This window comes from Sphingomonas astragali (assembly GCF_051400615.1).
Taxonomy (GTDB): Bacteria; Pseudomonadota; Alphaproteobacteria; order Sphingomonadales; family Sphingomonadaceae; genus Sphingomonas.
In genome coordinates this window covers 806,488-822,240 of sequence record NZ_JBLFFH010000002.1, presented here as the reverse complement: position 1 = coordinate 822,240, position 15,753 = coordinate 806,488, and the positions used below count along the sequence as shown (strand labels likewise).

At 66.0% G+C, this 15,753-nt stretch carries 13 protein-coding genes; 9 read left to right on the top strand and 4 right to left on the bottom strand.

The genetic code is table 11. The features are described 5' to 3' along the window. The first annotated feature begins 84 nt into the window (after positions 1-84). From ACMGER_RS12220 to ACMGER_RS12200, 5 genes are all read left to right on the top strand, one after another. Complete coding sequence (locus ACMGER_RS12220) at positions 85-816, top strand: carboxymuconolactone decarboxylase family protein (RefSeq protein ID WP_436812409.1); 732 nt, start codon at positions 85-87, stop codon at positions 814-816. Further along, positions 813-1,706 (top strand): SMP-30/gluconolactonase/LRE family protein, encoded by an 894-nt coding sequence (locus tag ACMGER_RS12215; RefSeq protein ID WP_436812408.1) that lies wholly within the window; start codon positions 813-815, stop codon positions 1,704-1,706. Before ACMGER_RS12220 ends, ACMGER_RS12215 begins: the two co-directional genes overlap by 4 nt. 59 nt (positions 1,707-1,765) lie before the next feature. Continuing rightward, on the top strand, positions 1,766-2,941 hold the full coding sequence (locus tag ACMGER_RS12210) for an acyl-CoA dehydrogenase family protein (protein WP_436812407.1): 1,176 nt from the start codon (positions 1,766-1,768) through the stop codon (positions 2,939-2,941). A 7-nt stretch (positions 2,942-2,948) separates the two neighbouring features. Beyond that, positions 2,949-4,040, top strand: a complete 1,092-nt coding sequence (locus tag ACMGER_RS12205; RefSeq protein WP_436812406.1) for an acyl-CoA dehydrogenase family protein — start codon at positions 2,949-2,951, stop codon at positions 4,038-4,040. Between the two features lie 106 nt (positions 4,041-4,146). Then, positions 4,147-5,775: a flavin-containing monooxygenase gene (locus tag ACMGER_RS12200; protein WP_436812405.1), complete on the top strand. Its 1,629-nt coding sequence runs from the start codon at positions 4,147-4,149 to the stop codon at positions 5,773-5,775. A gap of 57 nt (positions 5,776-5,832) precedes the next feature. Here ACMGER_RS12200 and ACMGER_RS12195 read toward each other — a convergent pair whose 3' ends face one another. The 3 genes from ACMGER_RS12195 to ACMGER_RS12185 all read right to left on the bottom strand — a co-directional run bounded on the left by ACMGER_RS12195 (position 5,833) and on the right by ACMGER_RS12185 (position 8,657). After that, entirely contained in the window at positions 5,833-6,051 is a 219-nt protein-coding gene (locus tag ACMGER_RS12195) for a DUF1214 domain-containing protein (RefSeq protein WP_436812873.1), read from the bottom strand. Positions 6,052-6,054: 3 nt separating this feature from the next. Next, positions 6,055-6,327, bottom strand: a complete 273-nt coding sequence (locus tag ACMGER_RS12190; RefSeq protein ID WP_436812404.1) for a hypothetical protein — start codon at positions 6,325-6,327, stop codon at positions 6,055-6,057. A 62-nt stretch (positions 6,328-6,389) separates the two neighbouring features. Beyond that, positions 6,390-8,657 carry a TonB-dependent receptor gene (locus ACMGER_RS12185; RefSeq protein WP_436812403.1) on the bottom strand — a complete coding sequence of 756 codons (2,268 nt, stop codon included), beginning with the start codon at positions 8,655-8,657 and terminating at the stop codon, positions 6,390-6,392. Positions 8,658-8,941: 284 nt separating this feature from the next. Here ACMGER_RS12185 and ACMGER_RS12180 point away from each other — a divergent pair, with 284 nt between their 5' ends. Continuing rightward, a complete protein-coding gene (locus ACMGER_RS12180; protein ID WP_436812402.1) occupies positions 8,942-11,080 on the top strand; it encodes an acetate--CoA ligase family protein in 2,139 nt (712 codons plus the stop codon). Positions 11,081-11,103: 23 nt separating this feature from the next. Here the strand turns inward: ACMGER_RS12180 and ACMGER_RS12175 are convergent, their stop codons facing one another. Then, positions 11,104-11,862 carry an SDR family NAD(P)-dependent oxidoreductase gene (locus ACMGER_RS12175; RefSeq protein ID WP_436812401.1) on the bottom strand — a complete coding sequence of 253 codons (759 nt, stop codon included), beginning with the start codon at positions 11,860-11,862 and terminating at the stop codon, positions 11,104-11,106. Between the two features lie 166 nt (positions 11,863-12,028). Here ACMGER_RS12175 and ACMGER_RS12170 point away from each other — a divergent pair, with 166 nt between their 5' ends. From ACMGER_RS12170 to ACMGER_RS12160, 3 genes are all read left to right on the top strand, one after another. Beyond that, positions 12,029-13,567 carry an SDR family oxidoreductase gene (locus ACMGER_RS12170; RefSeq protein ID WP_436812400.1) on the top strand — a complete coding sequence of 513 codons (1,539 nt, stop codon included), beginning with the start codon at positions 12,029-12,031 and terminating at the stop codon, positions 13,565-13,567. 101 nt (positions 13,568-13,668) lie between these two features. Further along, positions 13,669-14,427, top strand: a complete 759-nt coding sequence (locus tag ACMGER_RS12165) for an enoyl-CoA hydratase/isomerase family protein (RefSeq protein ID WP_436812399.1) — start codon at positions 13,669-13,671, stop codon at positions 14,425-14,427. 3 nt (positions 14,428-14,430) lie between these two features. Further along, positions 14,431-15,753, top strand: a complete 1,323-nt coding sequence (locus tag ACMGER_RS12160; protein WP_436812398.1) for an MFS transporter — start codon at positions 14,431-14,433, stop codon at positions 15,751-15,753.

Here is a 15,753-nt window from a genome sequence, read left to right as displayed (position 1 = left end):
CGTGGTGTGCGCGCATTGTGCATGGCCGGCGCCACGCGATCGTAGCAGGCGAAGAGCAGCGGATGGGTTCAGAAAGGCGGGCAGATGCAGTCGGAACAGGACCGGGCGGCGTTCAAGGCCCGATATATTGCCCTGCGCGGGTACTGGGCCGAGTTCAACGAAGGATTGCTGGCGCATAGCCCGGAGTGGCTCGAGGCGTATCTCGACTACTCCTCGTGCCCTGCGCTTACCGGTCCGCTGTCGCCGCGGCTACGCGAGTTGATCTACGTCGCGGTCGATGCGTCAACGACCCACCTGTTCGAGGCGGGGTTGGAGGTGCATGTCGCGCTGGCACTCGAAGTCGGGTGCAGTGCCGGCGAGCTCATCGAGGTGCTGCAACTCGCGACGCTGCAGGGCCTGGACAGCGTCTCGGTGGGCATGCGGATCCTGGCCGAAGAGATGTCGGGGGCGAGCGGCGAGGCTGCCCCTGCCAGGGCGGCCGAGGCGCTTGCGCGTTGGCCGGGCGAGCAGCCGGATTGGTTGCCCCTGATGGCGTCGCTTGCGCCCGCATGGGTCGAGGCGCTCGGGAACCTGCTCGCCACGTCGGATCGGACGTCACGATTGTCGGATATCGAAAGGACGCTGATCCGTCTGGCGCTCGCCGTATCGCCGACGCATCTCCACCAGGACGGCATCCGCTTGGAGACGCGGCGTGCGCTTGCCGGCGGCGCTAGCGCCGCGGAGATCGCGCAAGTGTTTCAGCTCGTTGCCCACTTGGGCCTGCACGCCTGTTCGGAAGGGATCCCGACGATCTTGCGCGTGGCGGCGAAACCGTGAGCGGCCCCGCCATCGCGCTGTTTGGGTCGACCATCAACAAGCTGGGCGAGAGCCCGGTCTGGGACGCGAAACACGGCTGGCTGTGGTGGGTCGACATCGGCCGGAATCGCATTCTCGCGGCGGATTCCCGCGGCGAGGTGCAACGGGACTGGCGGTTCGATCGTCCGGCCGGCTCCATCGGTCTCGTCGACGGAGGGCTGGTAGCGGCGTTCGCGGACGGGTTTGCGCTGATCGACGGCAATGGTTGCGTTCGACGGCTGGCGACGCCCGGGATCGGCGCAGGAGCGATCCGCTTCAACGATGGCAAGACCGATCGCCAGGGACGCTTTCTGGCAGGAACGATGCAGCACGGGGAGCAGCAGGCCGCGCTGGCGACGCTGTGGCGGCTGGAGCACGATGGTACCGCGACACCGCTGCTCGACGGGCACAAGGTGTCGAACGCCATCTGTTTCTCGCCCACGGGCGACTGGATGTATTTCGCCGACACGCTGGAGGCGGTCATCCGTCGCTATCCCTATGATGTGGTAACCGGCGCCATCGGGGTGCGCGCAGACTTGTTCGACGCTGGGGCGCATGGACTCGCGCCCGACGGTGCAACGGTGGATGCCGACGGGCGGCTGTGGGTGGCGATGGTGCTGACCGGACAGATCGCCTGCATCTCGGCTGACGGAGTACTGCTCGACCTTATCGACCTGCCCGTCCCCTATCCGTCCTGCCCGGCGTTCGGCGGGGCCGACATGCGCACCTTGTACGTCACGACCATCGCGGACTCAGGGCATCGACTGCAGTCCGATCACCGCGATGCCGGACGGATGCTGGCGATCACTGGTCTGAACGCATGCGGAATCGAGGAGGCGCGGTACGCGCCCGACAATCACACTCGGAATTAGTGGCTCCTTGGCCGCGCGGCGCTGGCATCGCGACGCCCGTTACGTGCAATCTTGCGGCCATGGATCTCGAATTCTCTGCCGAAGAGCTGGCCTTTCGCGAGGAGGTGCGCCACGTCCTTGCCGACATCGTGCCGGCCAGCTGGCTCACTCGCGTCCGGGCAGGGCTCCGGCTCGAACCGGACGAACTGATCGGCTACCAGAAGGCGCTCGCCGCCAGAGGCTGGGGCGCGCCGACATGGCCGGTGGAATATGGCGGCACCGGCTGGAGCCCGGCCCAGCTCTATATCTTTGAGAGCGAGGCTGCGCGCGCTGGTGCCCCGATCCAGTTCCACCAGGGTCTCGAACTGATCGGGCCGATCATCTTCACCTACGGATCGCCCGAGCAGAAGGCGCGCTACCTCCCGGCAATCGTCAGTGCCGACGACTGGTGGTGCCAGGGCTATTCGGAACCGGGCGCCGGTTCCGACCTCGCCTCGCTCAGTACCTCCGCGGTGCGGGACGGCGACCACTACGTCGTCAACGGCCAGAAGATGTGGACGAGCTACGCGCAGGTCGCGAACCGCATGTTCCTGCTGGTGCGGACGTCGCGGGAAGCGAAGCGCCAGCAAGGCATCTCGCTACTGCTCGCCGACATGGACACGCCCGGGATCAAGATCCGCAAGATCGAGACGATGGACGAGAAATACCACACCAACGAGGTGTTCCTCGACGACGTCCGCATTCCCGTCACGAATCTGGTCGGGGAAGAGGGGCGCGGCTGGGAATATGGCAAGGTGCTGCTCGATCGCGAGCGGATGGTCTCGTCGGCCACCGCCATCCACCTGCCGCAAGTGCTCGATGGCGCGCGCGACGCGGCGCGCAGGCGATCGGTGGACGGCGTCCCCTTGATCAATACGCCGCATTTCCGGCGGCAACTCGCGCAACTGGAAATCGAGGCAATGGCGCTGGAGACGATGGTGCTGCGCCTCCTCGCTGATCTTGCCGGGGGCGCCGACTCCGGGCCGCGCGGGTCCATGGTCAAGCTGCGCTGGTCCGACCTCTACCAGCGCGGAATGGCGCTGTGGATGGAGGCGCTGGGGCCGGAGGCGGCGCACTTCCGCCCGCTCGATGGTGAGGAGGCGGCCGATATGCCGTACGCCATGCAGGGCGCGCTCTACGCGCGCGTCACCTCGATCTACGGCGGGTCGAGCGAGATCCAGCACAATATCATCGCCCGCCGCGCACTGGGCCTTTGAGGGTACCATGAACTTCGAATATTCCGACGAACAGCGCATGTTGGCCGATGGCGCCGACCGGCTCGGCAAGGAGCTGTGGCCGATGGCGGACAGGCTGAAGCTGCTGGGCGATCTGGACGCGGTAGTGGCACGCACCTGGACGCAGATGGCGGAACTTGGTTGGCTAATGCTGCCCATCGCCGAAGAGGACGGTGGGCTCGGCGGATCGTCGGTCAACGTGATGGCGCTGATGGAGGGAATTGGGCGGCATCTGATGCCGGTACCCTACGTAGCCGCGAGCGTGCTGGTGCCGGCACTGATCGGCGGCAGCGAGGAGAGCCGCGATCTCCTCGCGGCCATAGGGGAGGGCAGCACACGCGCTGCCGCGGCGCTGCTGGAGCCGGAGGGCGGATACGACGTCGCTCATGTCACGTTGGCCGCGGAGATGGACGGCGAGGGCTGGCGGCTCACCGGCGAGAAGCTGCATGTGGAGGACGGCGGATTCGCCGACCGGCTGGTCGTGAGCGCCCGTGTGGCGGACGACATCGGACTGTTTCTGGTCTGCACCCATGCGTCCGGCCTCGAAATCCAGCGGTTTCGCGCGATTGACCAGCACCGCCACGCCCGGCTGCGTTTCGACAAAGTCGAGGGCGTTCGGATCGGCAGCGGCAATGCGCTGCCGACGATCGAGGCGGCGGTCGACCGGGCGATCTGCGCACATCTCGCCGAGGCGGTGGGATCGATGGACGCCACGCTCACGACCACGCTGGACTACCTTCGAACCCGCAAGCAGTTCGGCGTGGCCATCGGTACCTTCCAGGCACTGCAGCACCGCGCCGTGGACATGGCGATCGCGCTGGAGGAGGCGCGGTCGATGGCGTACCGGGCGACCTTGAGCCTGCACCTGCCGGCAGCGGAGCGACAACGCGTCGTCTCCGCGGCCAAGGCGCGGGTGGGGCAGTGCGGCCTGTTCGTCGCGCGACAGGCGGTGCAGCTGCACGGCGGCGTCGGGTTCAGCGACGAGCTGATCGTCAGCCATCACCTCAAGCGCCAGATGATGCTCGATTGCGCGCACGGATCCGCGGATTACCACCTCGCACGCTTGGCCGCGATCGCCTGACATCCTCATGCATGTGATTTTAACGGGGAAAACAGCTTCGGATGGGTCGCTGCACCCATCCTCATCCATGATGCTCGGGACGAAGCGCCCTTGGAAAGACGGCTAAATGGTAGATGCGAAATTCGACGCGATCATCGTGGGCGCCGGCATCGGCGGCCTCTACGCGGTCTACAAGCTGCGCGAGATGGGGCTGTCGGTGCTCGGCATCGAAGCCGGCGACAATGTCGGCGGCGTGTGGTACTGGAACCGCTACCCCGGCGCACGCTGTGACCTGCTGACGATCGACTATTGCTACACCTTCTCGCCGGAGGTGGATGCGGAATGGTCGTGGTCGGAACAGTTCGCGGCGCAGCCCGAAATCCTCGAGTACATCAACTTCGTCGCGGACCGGCATGATCTGCGCAAGAACTTTCGTTTCGAGACGCGTGTCGACCGCGCCGCCTACGACGAGGCGCGGCAGGTCTGGACATATACCACCGATCGGGGTGACGCGTTCGAGGCGACCTACGCCATCATGGCGACCGGCCCCCTGTCGGTGCCGAAGGTACCCGACTTTGCCGACACGGACGTTTTCAAAGGCGAGCTCTACTACTCTGGCCGCTGGCCAAAGGAGCCGGTCAGCTTCGCGGGCAAGCGCGTCGGCGTGGTAGGTGTAGGGTCGACGGGGATCCAGATCGTCCCCGTCGTCGCGCAGGAAGCAGGCGAGCTGTTCGTCTTTCAGCGCACCCCCAGCTTCACCATGCCGATGCGCAACCAGCGCTACACGCCGGAGTATGTCGCCGAGATCAAGCGCAACCTTCCCGGCATGCGGGTTCATGCCAGGAACAGCATCGTTGGCGGGGTCCGGCCGGCGGGCACGCGCCCCTATTTCAGCCTGCCGCCGGAACAGCGCCGGTCGATCCTCGAAGACGCCTGGAAGAACGGCGGCCACACGGTACTGGGCTCGTTCTCGGACCTGCTTCAGAACGCGGAGGCGAACGAGCAGGTGGCCGAGTTCCTGCGCGGCAAGATCAGTGAGGTGGTGAGCGACCCCGAAACAGCGGAAGCGTTGAAGCCACGCGGCTACCCGGTGTTCGCGCGGCGCGCCTGCCTCGATACCAACTATTACGAGACGTACAACGAACCGCATGTCCAACTGGTCGATTGCTTCAAGGAACCGATCGTGGGACTAAGCGAGCACGGCATACGGACGTCCGAGCGCGAGATCGAACTGGACATGCTGATCCTCGCGACTGGCTATGACGGCCTGACCGGCGCGTTGATGGCATTCGAGGTCGTCGGGCGGAACGGGCGCACCATCAATCGCGAATGGGCGGGCGGCGCCCAGTCGTACCTGGGACTGATGATGGAAGGTTTCCCCAACCTCTTCATGATCTGCGGCCCGAACGGACCATCGGCCCTGGCCAACATCTTCACCATCAACGAGCAGAACGTGAACTGGATCGCGGACGCGATCACCCATATGCGGGCTGCCGGTACCACCGCGATGGAACCGACCGCGGCCGCGCAGCAGGGGTGGATGGACATGATCGCGGTTCTGGCGGAAGGCACGCTCCTGTCCAAGGCGAAGACCTGGTACACGGGTACCAACATTGCCGGGAAGGCATCGGGGCTGACGATGTACACCGGCGGCTTCAAGAACTACGCCGACCTGTGCCGTGCCGCGGCAGAGGCGGGCTATGGGGGTATTACGTTCGAGCCGATGCGGAACCCAGGGGAGTCGATCGCGGCCTGACACGCGCATCGTCGCACGCGCGGGGGGCCGTTGCTCGGCGGAGCGGCCTTTTCGGCGTCACCTCGCGACGGGCGCGACCTTCCGGATCGGGGCGGGCTTCCATTCGGCACGCAGCAGCTGGGCATCCGGCCCCTGCGAGCGTATGGCTAGCACGAAGCGGTCGGCGGAAACTGGTAGCCAGTTCGCCTCCGGCACGTCCTTCGGCCGGGTGGCGGACAGGACGACGCGCAAAGTGCCATCGGAGGCGGCCTTCAATCCCGCCGTCCGATCGTCGATGACCTATTTGCGTGCCGGGTTGGGTATGAGCGTGCGGCTGGCCCGTAAATAGGGCGCACCTTGCAGGCGGCGTCTGCACCAGTTCCTAGACGATTTCGATCCGTCGAGCGCATCGACGTAGGTGACGAAGGCGTAGTTCTCGGTCGGCACATTGGCACCGGTCGCGATCATCAGCCCGGAGCGTTCGAGGAAGTTGAAGCCGAACCGCCCGGCGTCATAGGGCGAGCGCCAGCGGTGGAGGTGCAGCCTCGCCTGCTGGACGCTGTCGTCGATCACAACATGCCGCACCTTTCGCTGTAACGGCCGGCGCACCCGGTGAACGCCGGCGCCGGGAAGCATCAGAATTTTGCGCTGATCGATGCACCGATCACCCGCCCCTTGTTGAGTGGAGCAAAGGTCGAGCCGGCGAAGAAGGCAAGTGGCGCTTCCGCGCTGTAGGTCGCTACGTCGAGCAGGTTGGTGCCGTAGAGGGAGACCGTGTACGGCCCGCGGCGCAGGGCGAGGTTGGCGTCAAGCATGTCGGCCGCGCGCAAGCGGCCGGTGTTAGCGTCGTTGTACCACTGCGCATCATTGTGATTGATGCTGATGTTTGCACTGATGTTGATATCGTCGAACTGGTGCGTCCAGCCCAAGGAAGCACCGTAGGTCCAAGGTGCCAGCCGCGGCAGCTGCAGCCCGAAGTCGAGCTCATTGATGACACGGTCGTTGTTCAAGTCGAACAACACGTCGGTGTAGTTGCCTTCGGTATAGCCGAACTGACCGCTGATCGTGAACCCGGCGCCCGGCCGCAGCGTCACTTCACCCTCGACACCGCGGACGCGCGCGTTCGCCGCGTTGACAATCTGCTGGGAGGTGCCGACCCCGACAACCGGGATCTGAATTTCGCGTTGAACATTGTCGATCTGGTTCCAGAACGCCGCTGCATTGATCCGCAGGATTCGGCCTACGTCTTTCTTGACACCGATCTCGTAAGAGCTCTGCACTTCATCGTCGAACGGGCCGGGCGCCACCGCGGGAAAGACATTGCGGAAGTTGTAGCCGCCGCTGCGGAAGCCCTTCGTCCAAAAGGCATAAACCTGAGTTTGATCGTCCGGCTTCCATTGAACGCCGACGCGCGGCGTGAATCCACCCCAGCCGTTATCGTCAGTGAAGGTGAAATTGCAGGTTAGAAGCGCATAATTGCAGCCATTTGCGACTAGATTCGCAACCCTTACGGCCTTGGTCTCGTAGGTATAGCGACCGCCGACGTTGAGTGTCAGCGACGGGCTGAAATGCCAGTCGAAGGAGGCGAAGATGCCATAGCTGTTCTGCCGCTGACGTCCCCCGCCTGCGAGGTGCGTGGCGCCTAGATTAAGAATGCGTTCCTCGACGTAGTCTATCTGTTGGTAGAAATAATACAGACCAGTCGTCACATCGAGATTGTTGAATGTGCCAGCGTAACGAAGCTCCTCGCTCATCTGTCGTTGATCTGTTGTGTTACCACCATTGAAGCGCAACTCAGGCGAGGCATCGATGTCGTTACTGACTCGTGAATAATAGTTGCGATACGACATGATGTTGGTGATGGTGCCATCGCCGATCGAAACCGGCACGTTCGTCTCTATCGACGCCATATGCCAGTGATTATGCGCGAACCCCTCGTTGTCGATGTTCACGCCAAAGCTGTCGATCGGGTAGAGCCCATGGTTGGTCGCCACAGCACCGTCACCGTCATACTCGCCAAATTCGTAGCGCAAGATCATCTCGAAACGGTCGTCGGGCGAAAGACGCAGCGCCGGGCGGACGATGAAGGTCCGGCTCTCCCCTAGATGATCGTTGCCGTTAAACTCGTTATGGAAGTAGCCCTCGTCCTTGTTGTAGTAGACCGCGATCTTCGCCTGCACCATGTCCTTGACGAGCGGACCGGTGACAACCGCGGTGGCGCGGTACTCGGGCCCGGTCGAAATCTGGGCGCTCAGATCTGCGTGGAAGGTGTTGCTGGGCGTCGTGGTGCGCAGGACCACCGCACCGCCGGTCACGTTGCGACCGAACAAGAGACCCTGGGGGCCACGAAGAACCTCCAGACCTTCAAGATCGAAGTTGCCGAAAACGAGGCCGGCGCTGACGCCGAGATAGGTCCCATCGACGAACACCCCTACCGTCGGGTCGATCGAGGGAATGGAGCTGTTGATACCGAGGCCCCGGATTGAGAAGTTGGCATAGCCCGGGGTCGTCCCGGCCTGGCCGAGACTGACGTTGGGCATCTTGTAGCTGAGACTCTGGAGGTTGGTGAAATGCGACTCCTCCAGCTGCTTGCTTCCGAATGCGGTCACGGCGAAGGGCACTGCCTGGACGTTCTGCGGTTCGCCGCGCTTGGTGGCAGTGACGACGATGTCCTCGAAGCCGCCCCTGCTGTCGTCGCCAGCGGCGCCATCGGGGTCGTCGGGCGACGATGTCGCATCAAGTGGCGGCTGGGCAGCCACCGCGCCCTGCGTCGGGGCCGGCTTATCCTGTGGGTCGGCAGCGGGCGCGGGTGTGGTCTGCGCCAGCGCCGCACCGGATGGAATGATTGCGATAACGGCGGTTGTTGCGATCAGTCCCCGCTTCGCGTTGGCAACAATGCTCATTTCTGCACCTCTCCTGGCTCGGCTATGCGTGCCGATTATCGTTGTCTCGCCTGTCGCTGCGGTTTGACCGTTCGCGTCCGAGATGCCGAACCCACCACCTTCGCGGGCGGGTATCAATTTGGCACCCGCTAGCGCGACTATAATCACGGTTCTGATATCCGCGCCTGCCGCTGCGGGCAGGCGCAAATCACGGATATGAATAGGCGGACGGGCGCGCGCCTCGCCGTGCGCAGGGCCGGGGCGCGTGACACGTTAGGTGGATCGTTCAAGACGGGGAAGCAATCGTGACTGCGGGCCATCCTTCCAACGCGCAGACGTGGGATCGCTCCACGTCCAATCTGGACGCGCTGTTCTCCCCACGCTCGATCGTGCTGGTGGGCGCCTCCGACGATCCGGCGCGGATCGGCGGGAGGCCGCTGCGGTATCTGCGCGCCAGCGGCTTCGAAGGCGGCGTTTATCCGCTCAACCCCAAGCGCGCCACCGTTCAGGGCGAACGATGCTACGCGAGGCTGGGTGACCTGCCCGAGGTGCCTGACCTCGCGCTGCTGGCGGTGCCGGCAGCGGCGACGCGGCAGGCGCTCGAGGACTGCGCGGCGGCCGGGGTGCGGGCTGCGACGATCTTCGCGGCGGGCTTTGCCGAGATGAGCGAGGAAGGCCAGCTCGAACAGGCGGGCCTGATGGACGTCGCGCGGTCCGCGGGGATGCGGCTGCTGGGGCCAAACTGCCTGGGTGCGGCGGATGCCGCCCGCGGATATTACGGCACCTTCTCGGTGATGTTGGACGACGGCTTCCTGGCTCCGGGGGACGTCGCGGTCGTGTCGCAGAGCGGCGCCTACGGATCGCATATCGCGCAGCTGGCGCGCCAGCGCGGGATCGGTATCCGGCACTGGATCACCACCGGCAACGAATGCGACGTCGACATGGCGGAAGCGTTGCGGTGGGTCGTCGATCGCGACGAGGTGTCGGTCGTCATGGCCTATGCCGAGGGGGTCCGGAACCGGAACCTGTTCTTCGAGGCGCTCGACCTTGCGCGGCAGCGAGGCAAGGCCGTGGTCATGCTGAAGGTCGGTCGGTCGGAGGCAGGGGCGCACGCGGTCGGCAGCCACACCGCCGCGCTCGCCGGATCGGACGCGGTGTTCGACGCGATATGCCGTCAGTACGGCGTGCATCGCGCGCGCAGCACGGCCGAGCAGATCGACGTCGCCTACGCGATGTCGCGCGCCGGCGTGCCCGCCGGCAACAAGTTGGGAATCTTTTCCATGTCGGGCGGGCTGGGCATCCAGATGGCGGACGATGGCGACGCGGTGGGACTCGACATCGCGCCAATGCCCGCGACCGCGCAGGTCGAGCTGAAGCAGCTCCTACCCTATGCCTCTCCCGTCAATCCCGTGGACGCGACCGCGCAGGCGATGACCGATCTCACGCTGCTCACTCGCTACATCCAGGTCGTGCTGGAGCAGGGCGGCTACGATCTATTCGTCGCGATCCTGGGCACCACGCCGGCCCTGCCATCCTATTCGGGACGGCTCGCCGACGCGCTGGACGCGGCAGGAGCGGGCAACGGGACGATCGTGCGGGCAGTGACGATGACCGCGCCGAAGGACGTCGTGCGCGCCTACGAAGCGCGCGGTTTCCTGGTGTTCGAAGACAGCGTGGCGCTGACGCGGGCACTCGGCGCCCTGTGCGCTTTCGGCGAGAGCTTCGCGCGCGCCTCCGCGACAGGGAAGACGCAGGCGGCGCTGCCGACGCCGTTCGCTGCCAAGGGAGCGCTGAGCGAGCGAGGCGCGAAGGCCTTGCTGGCGGAGGCTGGGGTGGCGTTTCCACACGAGCGGCTCGCGACCACGCCCGAGGAGGCTGTGGCAGCCGCGGAGGAGATCGGCCTGCCGGTGGTCCTCAAGATCTGCTCGCCCGACATCGCGCACAAGACGGAGGTCGGCGGCGTCCTCGTCGGAGTGAAGGATGCTGACGCGGTGCGCGACGGCACCGCGCTGCTGCTGGAACGCGCTCGCGCCGCCGTGCCCGATGCGCGGCTGGAGGGCGTGCTGGTGGCGCCGATGATCACCGGCGGCGTGGAGGTGATCGCGGGAATCAGCATCGACCCGACGCTTGGCCCCGTGGTCATGTTCGGCCTCGGCGGCATCTTCGCCGAGGTCCTGAAGGACGTTTCGTTCCGGGGCGCGCCGTTCTCGCCTGACGAGGCGCGCAGGATGATCGCCGAGACCCACGCCCACACCATGCTGCAGGGCGTGCGCGGCCAGGCGCCCGCTGACGTTGACGCGCTGGCGGAGATACTTGCCGCGTTGTCGCGCTTCGCCGCCGCGAACGCCCGTGCGCTAGCGGGGGTGGACATCAACCCCATCCGGGTGCTGCCTGCCGGGCAGGGGGTGGTACCGCTCGACGCGCTGGTCCTGCTGGCGCAGTGAGCGCCCCCGGCTGACGCAACGGGCTATAGGATCGCGTTGGCCAGCCCGCCGTCGACGGTGATCATCTGGCCGTTGACGAAGGCAGAGTCGTCGGAGGCGAGCCACAGGGCAGTATTGGCGATGTCCGCGGTCTCGCCAAGCCGGCCGAGCGGGATGCGCGCGGCGCGCTCCGCCAGCGCATCGGCGTCGAGCATCGCCTTGACGCCCTCCGTCGCCACCGTCGCGGGAGCGATCGCGTTGACGCGGATCCCCTTCCTGCCCAGTTCCACCGAGGCGGCGCGGGTCAGCCCGCCGACACCTGCCTTGATGCCGCAGTAGAGCAGCGCGTTGCTCATCCCCTTCAGGGCCGACACCGAGGCGATGTTGACGATTGCGCCACCACCCCGGGCCTCTAGGTGTGGGGCGGCCGCCTGGATCATCCAGACGATGCCGTCGAAGCCGACCCCCGACATGCGGGCGAGCGTTTCGGGTGTGATGTCCCCGATCGGCTCGTACCTGTTCCACATCGCGCTGCTGACCACGATGTCGAGGCCACCGAAGGCGGCGACGGTGCGCTCGACCGCGTCGTGGACCGCATCGCGGCTGGAAACGTCGCAGCCCAGCGCGAGCGCACGTCCGCCGGCGCCGTCGATGCCGTCCACGACGGACTGGGCCCAATGCTCTTTGAGGTCCAGGACGGCCACGGCGGCACCGCTCGCGGCGTAGAGTTCGGCGATGGCGCGGCCCAGTCCGCGTGAAGCGCCCGTCACCAAGGCCACGCGTCCCGAAAGTCGATCCGCCACTCCTGCTCTCCTACGCCAACGTTCCGTGTCGCGCACGGTCCTTATGGTGCGTGGCCGATCGCACCCAAGATCGCGCAGGGAACCGCCCCGCTTATCGCATAAGCGATACGCTGCCGCGCGCCACCGGCCCCGTTGAGCAACGACGGCGACGCTGCTCTTATGCCCCATGAGCCACCCAAGTGGCGGGAGTGGAACGATGGGCAGGGGACAGAGGATCGTCCTTGTCACCGGAGCGGCAACCGGAATCGGGCGCGCGACTGCGCACGCCTTTGCCGCGGCGGGCGACTTGGTGATTCTGGCGGACCGGGACGTCGGGCGAGCCGAAAAGGCAAGTGCTGCATTGGGAGCACCGCACCGAGCGCTGCTGATGGACGTGGCGGACGAGGCGACCGTGCGCTCCGGCGTGGCGGACGTCCTGTCGTGCTACGGCAGGATCGACGTGCTGGTAAACAACGCCGGCGTCGTCGATCCAGCGGGCACCCCGGCGCTGGACGTCGACCTGGGCACGGTCGACCATATCCTGCGGGTCAACCTGACTGGAAGCTACCTTGTCGCCCGTGAGGTCGGCAGGGCGATGGTCGCACGCGGAGAAGGGGCGATCGTCAACCTGTCCTCTGGCATCGCGCTTCGGGCGATTCCGGGTCGCGCGCCCTATGCTATGTCCAAGGCGGCGATTGCTGGGTTCACCCGCGCGCTCGCATGCGAGTGGGCAGCACACGGAGTGCGCGCCAACGCCGTTCTGCCCGGCTATGTTGCGACCGAGGTGGTCAGCGCGCTGATCGCGCAAGGAAAGGTCGATCCGGGCGTGGTGCAGGCACGCACCCCACTGGCGCGGATGGGCGATCCCGGCGAGATCGCCAGCGCGATCGTCTGGGCCGCTGGCGCCGGGTTCGTCACCGGAGCGGAGATCCAGGTAGACGGAGGCTACGGCGCTTACGGCGGGTCGGAAGCGGCTGCGGCAGGTGTCGCGCCGCGACGCGCCCTGCCCGAGAGTCCGGTGGTCGTCGTCACCGGCGGCGCCCGTGGAATCGGGGCTGCGACCGTCGATCGGTTCGAGGCGGGCGGCGCGACGGTGATCGTTCTTGATCGCGAGCCGGTCGGCGGACATGGTATGATCGCCGACGTGACAGACGCGGCGGCGGTGGAGCGCGCCATCGCCGTCATCGCCTCCCAACACGGCCGGATCGACGTCCTCGTCAACAACGCCGCCGTCGCCGACGACTTCGTACCCACGATCGCGCAGGAGACCGGGCCGTTCGAGCGAAGCCTGGCGATCAACTTGGTCGCCCCGTTCCACCTCGCACAGGCTGCGGCGCGGGTGATGTCTGCGCAAGGCGGCGGAGCGATCGTGAACATCTCGTCGATCGCCGCACGCGGCGGGCTGCCGCGGCGCAACAGCTACTGCGCCGCGAAGGCCGGGGTCGAGGCGATGACCCGCTCGCTGGCCTGTGAGTGGGCGAGTGTAGGGATCCGCGTCAACGCGGTTGCCCCCGGCTATGTCGCGACGCCCGGCGTAACGGCGCTGGAACGGTCAGGCAAACGGTCTCTGGAGGCGGTGCGGCGCCGCATCCCGCTGGGTCGGCTCGGCCGGCCGGAGGAGATCGCCGACGCGATTGCCTTTCTCGCGTCCGACGCGTCTTCGTACATGACCGGCGCCATCGTCGCTGTCGACGGCGGCTGGGCGGCGTTCGGCGATGCCGCGTGAGTTGCGGTCCATCACATATGCAATTGTTTCACGCGATGAGCTCGGCCGGCGGGGAGTTCGATACCCCTGCGCTATGCGATAGCCAGAAGAGGATCTGATGCATGGTACGACTCGATGTCGCCGACTTCGTCGCGGTGGTCACGCTGGACAACCCGCCGGTCAATGCACAATCGATGGACATGATCCACGGCCTTGCCGACGCGTTCGACGAGATCAGTGATCGTGACGATGTCCGGGTTGCCGTGTTGACGGGACACGGCAAGTGCTTCTCCGCCGGTGCCGACCTGAAGAACCGGCCGGACATGTCGGCCCCCGGTTCGGCATGGAAGCGCAATCGGGCCGTCCGGGAGTCGAGCTATGCGATCATCGAGTGCAACAAGCCCGTCATTGCCGCCGTGAACGGAGCTGCGCTGGGCGGCGGCCTTGGGCTCGCGGCCAGCTGCGATATCATCGTGGCATCGGAAACCGCGGTCTTCGGCCTGCCGGAGGTCGACGTCGGGCTGATGGGCGGGGGCAAGCACGCAGCGCGCATACTACCGCATTCTATGGTGCGGCGAATGATGCTGACCGGCTGGCGCGCACCCGCCGCCGAACTCTACCGCCGCGGCGTGATCGAGGCGTGCCTGCCGCCCGACGAGCTGATGCCTTGGGTCATGGACATGGCGAAGACGATCGCCTCGAAGAGCCCGTTGGCCACCCGACTAGCCAAGGACTCGATGCGGACGATCGAGAACATGACGCTGCGCGACGGCTACCGCTACGAACAGAACAACACCTTCGCTCTGTCCAAAACCGAGGACGCCAGGGAGGCGATCGCCGCCTTCAAGGAGAAGCGGCAGCCAGTCTTCAAAGGGCGCTGAGGCATGAGCACCGCGTCTACGGTTGAATCACAGCGCCAGTTCGCACCGGGCGCGGTCAGCGGCTATGACTGGTATGTCGTCGCCATCCTCTTCCTGGTGTCAGTGCTCGGCTACATCGACCGGGTGATCCTGAGTTTCCTGATCGAGCCGATCAAGGCCGACCTAAGCCTTACCGATGCCGAGCTCGGTGCGGTGACGGGCATGGCGTTCGCCGTCCTGTACGTCTTCGGCGGCGTGTTGATCGGGCGGATGCTGGATCGCGGGCGGCGGGTGACGATCCTCGCCGCCTGCATCCTCATTTGGTCGGTGGCGACCGCCGCGAGCGGCTTGGCCGCAGGGTTCCTGAGCCTTTTCGCCGCGCGCATGTTCGTGGGCGTGGGCGAGGCGGGGCTCAATCCAGCGGCGATCGGGATCATCTCCAGCCGGTTTCCGCAGGACCAGGTGCAGAAGCCGATCGGGCTGTTCACAACGGGGCTTTACGTGGGCGGCGGCCTGGCGATGCTGGTCGGCGCGCGGTTACTGGCACAATTCTCCGCAACCGGCAGCTACAGCTTTCCATTGCTGGGGGAACTGGAACCATGGCGGGCGGTGTTCCTACTGCTCGCGGTGCCTGGACTGTTCATCGCCGTCCTGGTGCAGCTCTCCGTCCGCGACAAGCGCGCCGCGGCGACAGTGGCGGTCGGGGCGCAGAAGGGCGAGGCAACTGCGTTCATGCGCAGCCGTGCCAAGCTGCTGATGCTGCTCATGGGAAGCGTCGTCGCGTGGAGCATGAACAACTACGGGCTGCTCAACTGGTACCCGGCGATGCTCATGCGGTCTTACGCGATGTCCCCGTCCATGGTGGCGACAACCTATGGGCCGGCTTTTCTGTTCGCGGGAATCGCAGGGTGCCTTGCGGTTTACCCCTATCACTCGTGGCTGCGGAGCCGTTTCGGCGGAGGCAAGTCCGCCTATTACCTGTGCTTGTCGTCAATGGCGGTGCTGAGCGTGACGACGATCGTCGGACCGTTGATGCCGACTGTCGGGCTCGCGATCCTGATGGCTTATGTCAACATGTTCGTCAGCTCGATGTCGGTCGCATCCGTGTTCGTGCTGATCGTTGCGGCGGTGCCGGCGACCCTCCGAGGGCTGTACACCGGGCTGTACATGGCACTGGTCAACCTTACTGGCGGTGCGTTCGGGTCGGTCCTCGTCGGGTTGCTCACGGATCACGTCTTCGGGGCGAGCGGCCTGAACCTGGCGCTGTCGAGTGTCGCGGCGGTGATGGGGCCGCTTGGCGCGTTGCTGATGTACCTCGCAGCCCGCGAGGCGCCCGAAGCGGCGTAA

Excerpts from the sequence above, each read along its gene's own strand:
- ACMGER_RS12220 (WP_436812409.1), top strand. The coding sequence starts at position 85 with ATGCAGTCGGAACAGGACCGGGCGGCGTTCAAGGCCCGATATATTGCC.
- ACMGER_RS12210 (WP_436812407.1), top strand. The coding sequence starts at position 1,766 with ATGGATCTCGAATTCTCTGCCGAAGAGCTGGCCTTTCGCGAGGAGGTG.
- ACMGER_RS12205 (WP_436812406.1), top strand. The coding sequence starts at position 2,949 with ATGAACTTCGAATATTCCGACGAACAGCGCATGTTGGCCGATGGCGCC.
- ACMGER_RS12200 (WP_436812405.1), top strand. The coding sequence starts at position 4,147 with ATGGTAGATGCGAAATTCGACGCGATCATCGTGGGCGCCGGCATCGGC.
- ACMGER_RS12185 (WP_436812403.1), bottom strand. The coding sequence starts at position 8,657 with ATGAGCATTGTTGCCAACGCGAAGCGGGGACTGATCGCAACAACCGCC.
- ACMGER_RS12170 (WP_436812400.1), top strand. The coding sequence starts at position 12,029 with ATGAGCCACCCAAGTGGCGGGAGTGGAACGATGGGCAGGGGACAGAGG.
- ACMGER_RS12165 (WP_436812399.1), top strand. The coding sequence starts at position 13,669 with ATGGTACGACTCGATGTCGCCGACTTCGTCGCGGTGGTCACGCTGGAC.
- ACMGER_RS12160 (WP_436812398.1), top strand. The coding sequence starts at position 14,431 with ATGAGCACCGCGTCTACGGTTGAATCACAGCGCCAGTTCGCACCGGGC.